A 12,936-nucleotide genomic window follows, 5' to 3' on the forward strand; every position below is an offset into this window, starting at 1 on the left:
AAAGGGCAGAATGGTTTTTCGCCTTTACCGGCTATAGTCTGGCGCAGATTTGCCGATAAGGAGAAGTAGAGTTTCACCACGCTTGAATATGATCTTGAACCCGACTCAATAAGTACTTTTTATCTATGGCTAAAATTATCGGCATCATCGTCGTGTTCGCGAGCGTACTCGGCGGATACGTACTTTCCCACGGCAAGATCGGGGCGCTGATTCAGCCGTTCGAGGTCCTGATTATTGGCGGCGCGGCGTTCGGTGCATTCCTGCAGGCCAACCCGGGTTACATGACCATGCACGTGATCAAAAAATCACTGGGCATGTTCGGGTCACGCTTCTCCCACACTTTTTATCTGGAAGTGCTGGGCCTGATTTACGAGATTCTCAACAAGAGCCGGCGCGAAGGCATGATGGCCATTGAGGCTGATGTCGAGGATGCCGCTGCCAGCCCTATCTTCGCCAAATACCCGACCGTGCTCAAAGATGAGCGCATGACGGCATTTATCTGTGATTACCTGCGCATCATGTCGTCGGGCAACATGGCGCCCCACGAGCTTGAGGGGCTGTTCGACATGGAGCTGTTCAACCTCAAGGAGGAGCTGGAGCATCCTTCCCACGCCGTTACCGGAATTGCCGACGGCATGCCGGGCTTCGGTATCGTGGCGGCGGTTCTGGGCATCGTGGTGACCATGGCCTCCCTGGGGGAGGGCGATCAGGCTGCTATTGGCCAGCACGTAGGTGCGGCTTTGGTGGGTACATTCTTCGGTATCCTGGCGGCGTATGGTTTCTTTGGCCCTTTGGCCACATCCCTGGCGCACGATGCCAAGGAAGAACTCAACGTATACGAATCGATCAAGGCATCGCTGGTCGCATCGGCCTCGGGCATGCCGCCGTCACTGGCGGTCGAGTTCGGGCGCAAAGTGTTGTATCCCAAGCACCGGCCGAGCTTTTCCGAGCTGGAGCAAGTGGTTCGCGGTCGCTGATTTATGGAAAACAATCAGCCGATCATCATCAAGCGCGTCAAGCGCTACGCATCAGGTCATCACGGTGGTGCCTGGAAAATCGCCTTCGCCGACTTTGCCACGGCGATGATGGCGTTCTTTCTGGTGATGTGGCTGATGACCGCCGCCACCCCGGAACAAAAGATTGCCATCGGCGGCTACTTCAAGGATCCGATCGGGTTCAGCGAAAGCGGCACGCCCTACACCATTGACCTGGGCGGCACGCCTGCGCTGGCGCCGGACAAAACCCTCAACCCCGAAGAGCAGCTGCAGCCCCAGCCCGAAAAGATCAACGTCGACTCTGATCATGTTAATTCTGACCAGGCCGAAAGCGTGGCGGAGCAGGTCGAGAAAGAGCGTCTTGAACTGTTGCTGCAGGAGTTGCAGAACAAGGTCGAAGAAAACCCGCAGTTGCGCAAGTTCAAGGACCAGTTGCTGTTTGAGATCACCCCGGACGGCCTGCGGATCCAGATCATGGATGCTGAAAACCGGCCGATGTTCGATGTCGGCAGTGCGCGGCTCAAGCCGTACTTCGAGGATATTTTGCTAGCCCTGGCCGACACCATAGAAGCGGTGCCCAACAAGGTCAGCATCAGCGGCCACACGGACGCCACGCCTTATGCCGGCAGTGGTGATTTCGGCAACTGGGAGTTGTCGGCTAACCGTGCGAATGCGGCCCGACGCGCACTTGTGGCCGGCAGCTACCCGCAAAGCCAGGTGGCGCGGGTGGTGGGGTATGCCTCGTCGGCCCTGTTTGATAAAGCCAACCCGACCAACCCGGTCAACCGCCGGATCGACATTGTGGTGCTGACCAAAAAGGCACAAAAGGCGATTGAGGGTGAGCAGGGTGCGGAGCCGGTCAAGGCGCAAGAACTGCCCAGGGCGCCGGTTGATCCGACTGCCTTGCCGGCGGATCAGCAGCCGATGCCGGCCCATGAACCGCGCCAGAAGCTCAACCTGTTTGACGATAAGGCTCCGGCCACGCCCTGATCTGCAGGGGCGAGCTTTACAGCTCGCTTCTGCAGAGTCGCCGGGGTCAGTAACTCGACTCGGGCAAGCTGGCAATGATCGAGCGATAGCTGTTCATGCGCTGTTGCTGCACGCGGCCATCCTCCAGCGCCATCAACAAAGCACAGCCTGGTTCGCGGTCGTGTTTGCAGTCGCGGAAGCGGCAGCGGCCGATCAAGTCGTTGAACTCGATAAAGCCCGCTTCTACATCAGCCCGGCTCACGTGGCCCAGGCCAAACTCGCGAATCCCCGGGGAGTCGATCAAATCGCCGCCGCCCGGGAAGTGGAACAAGCGTGCGGTGGTGGTGGTGTGCGTGCCCTGGCCCGAGACTTCGGACAATGGCCCGACACGAAGGTTGACCTCCGGCAGCAGGCTGTTGACCAGGGACGATTTGCCCACGCCTGACTGGCCCACAAACACGCTGATGTGGCCGTCCAGTTGCGCTTGCAACTGCTGCATGCCATCGCCGTGGTGCGCCGAAACTTCCAGCACCGGGTAGCCCAGCTGGCGATACACCGCCAACAAAGCATTCAGCGCCGGAGCGTTCTGGTCGTCGATCAGGTCGGCTTTGTTGAGCAGCAGCAAGGGACGAATCCCGGCGTGCTCGGCGGCTACCAGGTAGCGGTCGATCAGGTTTGCATGCGGCTCGGGCATCGGAGCGAACACGATGACGATCATGTCGACGTTTGCTGCGACCGGTTTTAGCTGACCGCGGCTGTCCGGGCGGCAGAGTTCGGTTTTACGCGGCAACTGGGCGACGATAACGCCGATCCCCTGGTTGCCCGCGCGCCACACGACTGTGTCACCGGTGACCAGTGCAGGCAGGTTGGCGCGCAAGTGGCAACGGAACATCTGGCCTTTCAGCTCGCCTTCCTGGGCTTCGACTTCGACCTGCACCCCAAAGTGCGCGATCACCAGGCCGAGCTGTTCGGCGCCCAGGTCGCCGCCTTCAAGTGCTTCGACGGCACTGGATTCACGTTTGGCGGCGCGGGCAGCGCGCTCGCCCTGGATCTTTTCGATGCGCCAGTTTTGGCGACGATTGAGCTGGCGTTTGGCCATGGGTGTTCCGTGTTGATAAAACGATAAGGAGGGTAAAACGCTGGCGAGTTTAGCACGAGGGCTGCATGCCTAAGCTAAACTGCGCGACTAAGCCCAGGAGCCATTTATGAACAACGCGCAGAACCTGATCTGGATCGACCTGGAAATGACCGGTCTGGATCCTGATAACGACGTCATTATTGAAATGGCCACCATCGTCACCGACAGCAACCTCAACACCTTGGCTGAAGGTCCGGTTATCGCCATCCATCACAGCGATGAAGTGCTGGCGCGCATGGACGAATGGAACACTCGCACTCACGGTGGCAGCGGCCTGACCCAGCGGGTCAAGGACAGCACCACCACCATGGCCGAGGCCGAGGCGCAGACCCTCGCCTTTCTTGAGCAATGGGTGCCTAAAGGCAAATCACCGATCTGCGGCAACAGCATTTGCCAGGACCGGCGTTTTTTGTACACCCACATGAAAACCCTCGAGAGCTACTTCCATTATCGCAACCTCGACGTCTCGACCCTTAAAGAGCTGGTTGCCCGCTGGGCACCGGAAGTGCGCGACAGCCTGGTGAAAAAAGGCACGCACCTGGCGCTGGACGACATTCGCGAGTCGATTGCCGAGCTACAGCACTACCGCAAGCACTTCATCAAGTTCTAACCCCCTCCTGTAGGAGCGAGCTTGTCTCGCGATTTTGATGTTGATCGCGAGACAAGCTCGCTCCTACAGGGTGTGTGTTTTCTGCCCTCTATTGGTGCTTGAAGCAAATGAGTAGACTGCGCGCCTTATTGCAAGGATCGCTGCCATGTTGCTGATGCTCTATTTAGTTGCCATTACTGCCGAGGCCATGACCGGGGCACTGTCTGCCGGTCGGCGGGGCATGGACTGGTTCGGGGTGGTGCTGATTGCCTGCGTCACCGCCTTGGGCGGCGGATCGGTGCGTGATGTGCTGTTGGGCCATTACCCGCTGACCTGGGTCAAACACCCGGAATACTTGGTGCTCACCACCTTTGCCGCGCTGGTGACGATCTTTATCGCGCCGTTGATGCGCCATCTGCGCTCACTGTTTTTGGTGCTCGACGCACTGGGGCTGGTAGCGTTCACCCTGATTGGCTGCATGACCGCGCTCGAAATGGGCCAGGGCATGTTGGTCGCTTCGGTGAGTGGCGTGATTACCGGGGTGTTCGGTGGCATCCTGCGCGATATCTTCTGTAACGACATCCCGCTGATCTTCCGCCGCGAGCTGTACGCCAGCGTGTCGTTTGCTGCGGCCTGGTGTTTCTTGCTGTGCACCTATCTGCAGATGCCCAACGATCAGGCGATTTTCGTCACCTTGTTCGGCGGGCTTTTGCTGCGTTTGCTGGCGATTCGCTTCAACTGGGAAATGCCCAAGTTCGTGTACAACGACGAGCATTGAGCCAGCGATGCGGGTGCGCTCAGACGCGTTGCTCGTGCTGGGCCAACGCCCACTCCACATGTTCCTGTACCAGCTCGGACGGGTATTCACGCCTTGCTTTGAGCGCTTCGAGTACCGGTATGCTCGACGGGGCATTGCCCAGGCCAACCGCCAGGTTGCGCAGCCAGCGCTCGTAGCCGGCACGGCGTAGCGGAGAGCCTTCGGTGTTGCTCAGAAACTTGTCTTCGTCCCACATGAACAGTTCGGCCAGCCCGGCGTTATCGAGGTTGTGTCGGGGTTTGAAGTCGCCTTCAGCCGTGGTGCGGGCAAAGCGGTTCCAGGGGCAGACGATCTGGCAATCGTCACACCCGAACACCCGATTGCCGATCAGTGGACGCAAGTCTTCGGGGATCGCGGTTTTCAGTTCGATGGTCAGGTATGAAATGCAGCGCCGCGCATCCAGTACGTAAGGCCCGACGAAGGCGTTGGTGGGGCAAATGTCCAGGCATGCAGTGCAGCGTCCGCAGTGTTCTGTCTCGTGGGGCGCATCCACGGGCAGCGGTAAATCCACAAACAGCTCGCTCAGAAAGAAGTAGCTTCCGGCCTTGCGGTTGAGTACCAGGGTGTTTTTGCCGATCCAGCCCAGGCCGGCCTTTTGCGCGATGGCTTTTTCCAGCACCGGGGCGCTGTCGACAAAGGCGCGAAAGCCGAACGGGCCGATGTCCGCCTGGATCCGGTCACCCAGTTGCTGCACGCGTTTGCGGATCAGCTTGTGGTAGTCGCGGCCCAGGGCGTAGCGCGATACGTAGGCTTTTTCAGGCTGGGCCAGCAATTGCGCCATGTGGGTATCGCCGGGCAGGTAGTCCATGCGCAGCGACACCACGCGCAAGGTGCCGGGCACTAGCTCTTCAGGATGTGAACGTTTGCTGCCATGTGCGCCCATGTATTCCATGTCGCCGTGGTAGCCGGCTGCCAGCCAGCGCTCCAGATGTTGCTCGTGTTCTCCCAGGTCGAGGCCGGCAATGGCGACTTGTTGAAAGCCCAGCTCGCGGCCCCATTCCTTGATGGATTGTGCGAGAGCGGGGAGGTCGACGGTAATAGCAGGCATGAGGCAAGAGAAACCGGGGCTGAGATGCGTATAATTCTGCCAGACATCGGAGCCCGATACCCATGCCACAGACCAAACGCCTGTTTGCCAGCCCTGAACCCCTTCTCGCCGATAACCTGTCGCGGCTGCCTGCGCGAGCGCCGGATGCCCATAAAGGCCAGTTCGGGCATGTGCTGCTGATTGGCGGAGACCGGGGGTTTGGCGGGTCGATTACCCTTAGTGCGCAGGCGGCATTGCGCTGCGGTGCGGGGCTGGTGTCGCTGGCTACCCGGCCTGAGCATGTGCCTGGCGCTCTGGTGCGCCTGCCGGAGGTGATGACCCTGGGTGTGTCATCGGCCAATCAGCTGATGGGTGTGTTGGCCCAGGCCTCGGTTTTGGTGGTGGGGCCAGGGTTGGGGCAGGCGCCATGGGGCCGCAGTTTGTTATCGGCGGCGGCTCAGGCAAAAATGCCTCAAGTCTGGGATGCCGATGCGCTGAATCTGTTGTCCAACGCTGACTTTAAACTGGCGTCAGGTTCGGTTATCACTCCGCATCCCGGTGAAGCCTCGCGGTTGCTGGGGATCAGTACTGCACAAGTGCAGGCCGACCGCCCTGCTGCAGTCCGGGCGCTGGTTAAAAAATACTCAGTGGTGTGCGTTCTTAAAGGTGCAGGCACCTTGATCGCAGGCCTGAATGATGAGCTGGCCGTGTGCAATCATGGCCACCCGGCAATGGCGACGGCAGGTCTGGGCGACGTGCTGGCTGGCGTGATCGGCGCCTTGCTGGCTCAGGGCATGACTGCATTTGAGGCGGCATGTCTGGCGGTGTGGCTGCATGCCCGCGCCGGTGAACAACAAGGAATATTGGGCCGTGGGCTGGCGGCCAGTGATTTGATACCAGTCATTCGTCAGTTGTTGGAGGAATACGCACCGTGCACGAGATAACACTGCATCTGGCTGATGAAGAGGCCATGACCGCGTTTGGCGCACGCTTGGCGACCGTTACCCAGGGTCACGGTCTGATCTTTCTCGATGGCGACTTGGGGATGGGTAAAACCACCCTGTCACGGGGTTTGATTCGCGGCTTGGGGCACACTGGCTCGGTCAAAAGTCCGACCTTTACCCTGGTCGAGCCTTACGAAATTGGCGATATACGCGCTTTTCACTTTGATCTGTATCGCCTGGTCGACCCTGAAGAGCTGGAATATATGGGGATTCGCGATTATTTCGACGAAGACGCCCTATGCTTGATCGAGTGGCCCGATAAAGGTGCAGGCTTTTTGCCAAAGCCTGACCTGACCATTACCATTACCATTAGCCCGCATAACACCGGGCGTTTGCTGAAGTTGACGCCCCAAGGTTCACGTGGCGAGTCTTGGTGTGCCGCCTTGGCACCGGAATACAAATAATGATGGGGTTTGGTATGCGCTTTCGCGCGTTAGTGAGTGTCGTTGGTCTGTTGCTCAGTGTCATGGCCGTGAATGCCGTGGCCGCGACTCAGGTAAAAAGCGTTCGTTTATGGCGTGCTCCGGACAACACTCGGCTGGTGTTTGACCTCACAGGCCCGGTGCAACACAGCGTATTTACGCTAACAGCACCGGATCGCCTGGTGATTGATATCAATGGCGCGACCCTTGGCGGGCCTTTGAATGTGGCCACGGCCAACACGCCAATCACCAGCATGCGCTCGGCGCAACGCACGCCTACCGACTTGCGGGTGGTGATCGATCTGAAAAGGGCCGTGACCCCTAAAAGCTTCGTTCTCCCACCTAATGCGCAATACGGCAACCGTCTGGTGGTCGACCTGTATGACCAGGGGGCTGACCTGAGCCCGAGTTTGCCGGCGACCAATGTGGCGACGGTTCCGGTGGTACCGGTGACCCCCGCGCAACCAGAGGTCAATCTGCCTCCCGTGCCCAGTGGCAAACGTAACGTAGTGGTGGTGATTGACGCCGGACATGGCGGCGAAGACCCGGGCGCTTCGGGTGCTGGCGGTCAGCACGAGAAGAACGTGGTACTGGCGATTGCCAAAGAGCTGCAGCGCCAGATCAACGGCATGAAAGGCTTTAAAGCCGAGCTCACCCGTACCGGCGACTACTTTATTCCGTTACGCGGACGCACCGAAATTGCCCGCAAGAAGGGCGCCGACCTGTTTGTGTCTATCCACGCTGACGCCGCGCCTTCCAAGGCTGCCTTTGGTGCATCGGTCTTCGCCTTGTCCGAGCGCGGCGCAACGTCCGAAACCGCTCGTTGGCTGGCAGACAGTGAAAACCGTTCTGACTTGATCGGTGGCGCCGGGAACGTGAGCCTGGATGACAAGGACCGGATGCTGGCAGGCGTGTTGCTCGATTTGTCGATGACCGCTTCGCTCACCTCCAGCCTGAACGTAGGGCAAAAAGTCTTGAGCAACATCGGTCGAGTGACGCCGCTGCACAAGCAGCGCGTGGAACAAGCCGGGTTCATGGTGCTCAAATCGCCGGATATTCCATCGATTCTCGTCGAAACCGGGTTTATCTCGAACGCCAACGAAGCCAACAAACTGTCGTCCTCCAGCCACCAGCAGGCGCTGGCACGTTCGATCAGCAGTGGTGTGCGTCAATTCTTCCAGCAAAACCCGCCACCGGGCACTTACATTGCCTGGCTGCGTGATACCGGCAAAATCGCCCAGGGTGCACGCGAACACACGGTTCGTCCTGGCGAAACCCTGGCGATGATTGCTGTGCGTTATCAGGTGGGGGTTGCGACGCTGCGGTCGAGCAACAACTTGAAAACCGATGAGTTGCGAGTTGGCCAGAACCTGAACATCCCTGCCACCGAACTGGTGTCCAAGCAATGAGTGACGGGGTGTTGAACAGTAGTGCGCGTATCGAGCTGCTCAGCCCGCGCCTGGCTAACCAGATTGCGGCTGGCGAGGTGGTTGAGCGCCCGGCGTCGGTGATTAAGGAGCTGCTGGAAAACAGCCTCGACTCGGGTGCCAAACGAATCGACGTGGATGTGGAGCAGGCCGGCATCAAGCTGCTGCGGGTGCGCGACGATGGCAGCGGGATTTCCAGCGACGACTTGCCGCTGGCCCTGGCGCGTCACGCCACCAGCAAGATCCGCGACCTGGAAGACCTTGAGCGGGTGATGAGCCTGGGTTTTCGAGGCGAGGCGCTGGCCTCCATCAGTTCGGTGGCAAGGCTGACCCTGACATCGCGCACCCGCGGCGCCGATCAGGCGTGGCAGGTTGAGACCGAGGGGCGCGACATGGCGCCCCGGGTCCAGCCGGCAGCCCATCCGGTCGGTACCTCGGTTGAAGTACGGGACCTGTTTTTCAACACGCCTGCGCGGCGCAAGTTTCTCAAAACTGAAAAAACCGAATTCGATCACCTGCAAGAAGTAATCAAGCGTTTGGCGCTGGCGCGTTTTGATGTGGCGTTCAATCTGCGGCACAACGGTAAAACCATCCTCAATCTACACGAAGCCCACGACGATACTGCCCGCGCCAGGCGTGTGGCGGCAGTGTGCGGTGCGGCCTTCCTGGAGCAGGCGCTGCCGATCGAGATCGAGCGCAACGGCCTGCATTTGTGGGGCTGGGTGGGCTTGCCGACCTTTTCGCGCAGCCAGGCCGACTTGCAGTACTTCTATGTGAATGGCCGTGCAGTGCGCGACAAATTGGTGGCGCACGCGGTGCGTCAGGCTTACCGCGATGTGCTGTTCAACGGCCGTCATCCGACCTTCGTGCTGTTTTTTGAGGTCGACCCGGCGGCGGTAGACGTCAACGTGCACCCGACCAAGCACGAAGTGCGTTTCCGTGACGGGCGCATGGTGCATGACTTCTTGTACGGCACGTTGCACCGCGCTCTGGGCGATGTGCGACCGGAAGATCAACTGGCGGCCCCTGCGCCGGTACCGGGTGCCGAACGGCCTACCGGGATCGATGCGGGTGAGTTTGGCCCGCAAGGTGAAATGCGTCTGGCGGCGAATCTGCTCGAGCCGCCCCAGGCTGCACCTTCGGCCCATGTGCCGGGTTCTGGTGCCGGGGCGGGCTATCAATCGTTCTATCGCCCGCCATCGGCGACGCCGTCTGTTCCGGCCGCGGAGGCGCGCAACGCCTACCGGGAATTTTTCGCGCCATTGCCTGAGGCCGGCGCCTCGCCGATGCCTGAAGGGCAGGGCGATATTCCGCCGCTGGGCTATGCACTGGCGCAGCTCAAGGGCATTTATATCCTCGCGGAAAACGCCCAGGGGCTGGTGCTGGTGGACATGCATGCGGCCCACGAGCGGATCATGTATGAGCGCTTGAAGATCGCCATGGCCAGTGAAGGGCTGAGCGGTCAGCCGCTGCTGGTGCCGGAGTCGATTGCAGTCAGTCAGCGGGAAGCCGATTGCGCCGAAGAGCACGCCGAGTGGTTCCAGCGTCTTGGCTTTGAGCTGCAGCGCCTGGGACCGGAAACATTGGCCATCCGCCAGATTCCGGCCCTGCTCAAGCAGGCTGAGGCACAGCGTCTGGTGCACGACGTATTGGCCGATCTGATGGAGTACGGTACCAGTGACCGGATTCAGGCACATCTCAATGAATTGCTCGGCACCATGGCCTGCCACGGTGCGATCCGCGCCAATCGGCGCCTGGCCTTGCCGGAAATGAACGGCTTGTTGCGTGACATGGAAAATACCGAGCGCAGCGGTCAGTGCAATCATGGTCGTCCGACCTGGACCCAAATGGGTCTGGACGACTTGGACAAACTCTTTTTGCGCGGTCGCTGATGACAGGTTCCAACGCTTTACCTCCGGCCATCTTTTTGATGGGGCCGACTGCCGCGGGCAAAACCGACCTAGCGATCGAGCTGAGCAAGGTGCTGCCCTGCGAGCTGGTCAGTGTCGACTCGGCACTGGTCTATCGCGGTATGGATATCGGCACGGCCAAACCCTCGAAAGAAATCCTGGCCGCGCATCCGCACCGGCTGATCGATATTCTCGACCCGGCTGAAAGCTATTCGGCGGCTGATTTCCGTCGTGATGCGCTCACAGCCATGGCTGAAATCACCGCTCGCGGCAATATCCCGCTGTTGGTGGGCGGCACCATGCTCTATTACAAAGCGCTTAGTGAGGGGCTGGCAGACATGCCTGCGGCCGATCCGCAAGTGCGTGCGCAACTCGAGGAAGAGGCATTGCGCCTCGGCTGGCAAGCGTTGCACGACCAGTTGGCAGCCATCGATCCAGCGTCGGCGGCACGCATTCATCCCAACGATCCGCAGCGTCTGACCCGTGCCTTAGAGGTTTATCGGGTCAGCGGCATGAGCATGACGGACCACCGCCAGAAACAATCTGAAGAATCTACTAAAGCAGCGGCTTCTGGCTGCAGTCAATTGCCCTATACTGTCGCGAACCTGGCCATTGCTCCGGCTAATCGTCAGGTGCTGCATGAGCGAATTGCACAAAGATTCGGGCAGATGCTGGAACAGGGGTTCATTGATGAGGTCCTAGCCCTGCGTAATAGAAGTGACCTGCATGCAGGGTTGCCGTCTATACGTGCAGTGGGTTACCGGCAAGTCTGGGATTACCTTGACGGCAAGCTGACAGCGGCCGAGATGCAGGAGCGCGGCATAATTGCCACGCGCCAGTTGGCCAAGCGTCAGTTCACCTGGTTACGCAGCTGGAATGATCTGCATTGGCTGGACAGTCTGGACTGCGACAATCTGCCACGAGCCTTGAAATACCTGGAATCGGTCTCCATATTGAGCTGAGTCTCAGGAAATGCCGTCTATCCTATGGGTATGGCGTCATCAGCCATCTAATTTTTGTTTCTATTTTTATCCTTACAGGAGTGCGGCATATGTCAAAAGGGCATTCGCTACAAGACCCTTACTTGAATACTTTGCGTAAAGAGAAGGTTGGCGTTTCCATCTATCTGGTCAACGGGATCAAGCTGCAGGGGACTATCGAGTCTTTCGACCAGTTCGTGATTCTGCTGAAAAACACCGTCAGCCAAATGGTTTACAAGCACGCTATCTCGACAGTCGTACCAGTACGTCCTATTCGTCTGCCAAGCGCAGCTGAATCGGAACTGGCAGACGCTGAACCAGGTAACGCCTGATAGGAGTCTGCTTTGTTCTTTGAGCGCCACGGTGGTGGTGAGCGAGCGATCCTCGTTCACTTGGAAGGACAGGACCCTGAGGCGCGCGAAGATCCGCAGGAGTTCCAGGAGTTAGCTGTATCGGCCGGCGCCGAGACGGTCGCGTTTTTTAACGTGCCGCGTCATCGGCCATCGGCCAAGTACCTGATTGGCAGTGGCAAGGTCGAGGAGTTACGCGACCTGGTCAAGGCCGAGAAGGTCGACATTGTGATTTTCAATCACGTCCTCACCCCGAGTCAGGAGCGTAACCTCGAGCGTGTATTCGAGTGTCGCGTACTTGACCGTACCGGGTTGATTCTCGACATCTTCGCTCAACGCGCCCGTACCCATGAAGGCAAGCTGCAGGTCGAACTGGCCCAGCTTGATCACATGAGCACGCGCCTTGTGCGCGGCTGGACTCACCTTGAGCGTCAAGGTGGGGGTATTGGTATGCGCGGGCCGGGTGAAACCCAGCTCGAAACAGACCGTCGTCTGTTGCGCGTACGCATCAGCCAGATCAAGGCCCGCCTGAAAAAAGTCCGCAGTCAACGCGAGCAGTCCCGTAGAGGGCGCCAACGCGCCGACATTCCTACGGTGTCGCTGGTGGGTTATACCAACGCCGGTAAATCCACACTGTTCAATGCGGTTACCGGCTCTGACGTGTTTGCCGCCGACCAGTTGTTTGCCACGCTTGACCCTACCTTGCGCCGTCTTGAACTGGCCGACCTGGGGCCGATTGTTCTGGCTGACACAGTGGGCTTTATTCGTCACCTTCCACACAAGCTTGTTGAGGCTTTCCGGTCTACGCTCGAAGAGTCGAGCAATTCCGATTTGCTGCTGCACGTGATCGATGCGCACGAACCTGAGCGTATGGCGCAGATCGAGCAGGTGATGGTGGTGCTGGGCGAGATTGGAGCCCAGGACTTGCCGATCCTCGAGGTCTACAACAAAATCGATTTGCTTGAAGGTGTCGAGCCGCAGATCCAGCGGGATGCCGATGGCAAACCGCAGCGGGTCTGGTTGTCGGCGCGTGACGGGGTCGGGCTGGAGTTGCTTGAACAAGCCATCGCCGAGTTGCTGGGCAATGATTTGTTTGTGGGTACCTTGCGCTTGCCGCAACGTTTTGCTCGACTGCGTGCCCAGTTCTTTGAACTGGGGGTAGTACAAAAAGAAGAGCACGACGATGAGGGTGCCAGTCTGCTGGACGTACGCCTGCCGCGATCCGAGCTCAATCGCTTGGTCAGCCGCGAAGGGATGCAGCCGCTGGAATTTATCGAACAACACACTTTGCAATAAAAGCCTCACAAA

The 12,936-nt window shown here is 59.2% G+C and carries 13 protein-coding genes; 11 read left to right on the plus strand and 2 right to left on the minus strand.

Annotated elements, in window-relative coordinates:
• Positions 1-125: 125 nt before the first annotated feature.
• Together motA and motB are read left to right on the plus strand one after the other, a co-directional pair.
• On the plus strand, positions 126-977 hold the full coding sequence (motA, locus tag ACP7BO_RS15310) for a flagellar motor stator protein MotA (protein ID WP_060695781.1): 852 nt from the start codon (positions 126-128) through the stop codon (positions 975-977).
• A gap of 3 nt (positions 978-980) precedes the next feature.
• On the plus strand, positions 981-1,985 hold the full coding sequence (gene motB / locus ACP7BO_RS15315) for a flagellar motor protein MotB (RefSeq protein ID WP_426211235.1): 1,005 nt from the start codon (positions 981-983) through the stop codon (positions 1,983-1,985).
• A 46-nt stretch (positions 1,986-2,031) separates the two neighbouring features.
• Here motB and rsgA read toward each other — a convergent pair whose 3' ends face one another.
• Positions 2,032-3,063 (minus strand): small ribosomal subunit biogenesis GTPase RsgA, encoded by a 1,032-nt coding sequence (gene rsgA / locus ACP7BO_RS15320; RefSeq protein WP_003439013.1) that lies wholly within the window; start codon positions 3,061-3,063, stop codon positions 2,032-2,034.
• Positions 3,064-3,169: 106 nt separating this feature from the next.
• On the opposite strand from rsgA, the gene orn reads away from it, so the two are divergent.
• Together orn and ACP7BO_RS15330 are read left to right on the plus strand one after the other, a co-directional pair.
• The gene (gene orn, locus ACP7BO_RS15325) at positions 3,170-3,712 is read left to right on the plus strand and encodes an oligoribonuclease (RefSeq protein ID WP_426211238.1); all 543 of its coding nucleotides are present in this window, start codon (positions 3,170-3,172) and stop codon (positions 3,710-3,712) included.
• A 145-nt stretch (positions 3,713-3,857) separates the two neighbouring features.
• A complete protein-coding gene (locus ACP7BO_RS15330) occupies positions 3,858-4,469 on the plus strand; it encodes a trimeric intracellular cation channel family protein (RefSeq protein WP_003439018.1) in 612 nt (203 codons plus the stop codon).
• Between the two features lie 19 nt (positions 4,470-4,488).
• Here ACP7BO_RS15330 and queG read toward each other — a convergent pair whose 3' ends face one another.
• Positions 4,489-5,556, minus strand: coding sequence for a tRNA epoxyqueuosine(34) reductase QueG (gene queG / locus ACP7BO_RS15335; RefSeq protein ID WP_426211240.1), 1,068 nt, complete (start codon positions 5,554-5,556; stop codon positions 4,489-4,491).
• Positions 5,557-5,618: 62 nt separating this feature from the next.
• On the opposite strand from queG, the gene ACP7BO_RS15340 reads away from it, so the two are divergent.
• From ACP7BO_RS15340 to hflX, 7 genes are all read left to right on the plus strand, one after another.
• Positions 5,619-6,479: an NAD(P)H-hydrate dehydratase gene (locus ACP7BO_RS15340; RefSeq protein ID WP_397455047.1), complete on the plus strand. Its 861-nt coding sequence runs from the start codon at positions 5,619-5,621 to the stop codon at positions 6,477-6,479.
• Complete coding sequence (tsaE, locus tag ACP7BO_RS15345; RefSeq protein ID WP_426211243.1) at positions 6,467-6,943, plus strand: tRNA (adenosine(37)-N6)-threonylcarbamoyltransferase complex ATPase subunit type 1 TsaE; 477 nt, start codon at positions 6,467-6,469, stop codon at positions 6,941-6,943. Before ACP7BO_RS15340 ends, tsaE begins: the two co-directional genes overlap by 13 nt.
• Before the next feature lie 2 nt (positions 6,944-6,945).
• Positions 6,946-8,370 (plus strand): N-acetylmuramoyl-L-alanine amidase, encoded by a 1,425-nt coding sequence (locus ACP7BO_RS15350; RefSeq protein ID WP_397457318.1) that lies wholly within the window; start codon positions 6,946-6,948, stop codon positions 8,368-8,370.
• Complete coding sequence (gene mutL / locus ACP7BO_RS15355) at positions 8,367-10,280, plus strand: DNA mismatch repair endonuclease MutL (RefSeq protein WP_426211245.1); 1,914 nt, start codon at positions 8,367-8,369, stop codon at positions 10,278-10,280. The genes ACP7BO_RS15350 and mutL overlap by 4 nt, the downstream gene beginning before the upstream one ends.
• Positions 10,280-11,260 (plus strand): tRNA (adenosine(37)-N6)-dimethylallyltransferase MiaA, encoded by a 981-nt coding sequence (miaA, locus tag ACP7BO_RS15360; RefSeq protein WP_060695770.1) that lies wholly within the window; start codon positions 10,280-10,282, stop codon positions 11,258-11,260. The genes mutL and miaA overlap by 1 nt, the downstream gene beginning before the upstream one ends.
• 89 nt (positions 11,261-11,349) lie before the next feature.
• Entirely contained in the window at positions 11,350-11,610 is a 261-nt protein-coding gene (hfq, locus tag ACP7BO_RS15365) for an RNA chaperone Hfq (protein WP_003439025.1), read from the plus strand.
• 12 nt (positions 11,611-11,622) lie between these two features.
• Positions 11,623-12,924, plus strand: coding sequence for a ribosome rescue GTPase HflX (gene hflX, locus ACP7BO_RS15370; protein WP_060695768.1), 1,302 nt, complete (start codon positions 11,623-11,625; stop codon positions 12,922-12,924).
• Positions 12,925-12,936: the final 12 nt, after the last annotated feature.

The sequence above is a fragment of the Pseudomonas sp. TWR2-1-1 genome (genome assembly GCF_049897045.1).
Taxonomy (GTDB): Bacteria; Pseudomonadota; Gammaproteobacteria; order Pseudomonadales; family Pseudomonadaceae; genus Aquipseudomonas; species Aquipseudomonas versuta.

Coding starts and splice junctions, on each gene's coding strand:
- motA (WP_060695781.1), top strand. CDS start 126: ATGGCTAAAATTATCGGCATCATCGTCGTGTTCGCGAGCGTACTCGGC.
- ACP7BO_RS15340 (WP_397455047.1), top strand. CDS start 5,619: ATGCCACAGACCAAACGCCTGTTTGCCAGCCCTGAACCCCTTCTCGCC.
- ACP7BO_RS15330 (WP_003439018.1), top strand. CDS start 3,858: ATGTTGCTGATGCTCTATTTAGTTGCCATTACTGCCGAGGCCATGACC.
- queG (WP_426211240.1), bottom strand. CDS start 5,556: ATGCCTGCTATTACCGTCGACCTCCCCGCTCTCGCACAATCCATCAAG.
- hfq (WP_003439025.1), top strand. CDS start 11,350: ATGTCAAAAGGGCATTCGCTACAAGACCCTTACTTGAATACTTTGCGT.
- motB (WP_426211235.1), top strand. CDS start 981: ATGGAAAACAATCAGCCGATCATCATCAAGCGCGTCAAGCGCTACGCA.
- rsgA (WP_003439013.1), bottom strand. CDS start 3,063: ATGGCCAAACGCCAGCTCAATCGTCGCCAAAACTGGCGCATCGAAAAG.
- ACP7BO_RS15350 (WP_397457318.1), top strand. CDS start 6,946: ATGGGGTTTGGTATGCGCTTTCGCGCGTTAGTGAGTGTCGTTGGTCTG.
- orn (WP_426211238.1), top strand. CDS start 3,170: ATGAACAACGCGCAGAACCTGATCTGGATCGACCTGGAAATGACCGGT.
- miaA (WP_060695770.1), top strand. CDS start 10,280: ATGACAGGTTCCAACGCTTTACCTCCGGCCATCTTTTTGATGGGGCCG.
- mutL (WP_426211245.1), top strand. CDS start 8,367: ATGAGTGACGGGGTGTTGAACAGTAGTGCGCGTATCGAGCTGCTCAGC.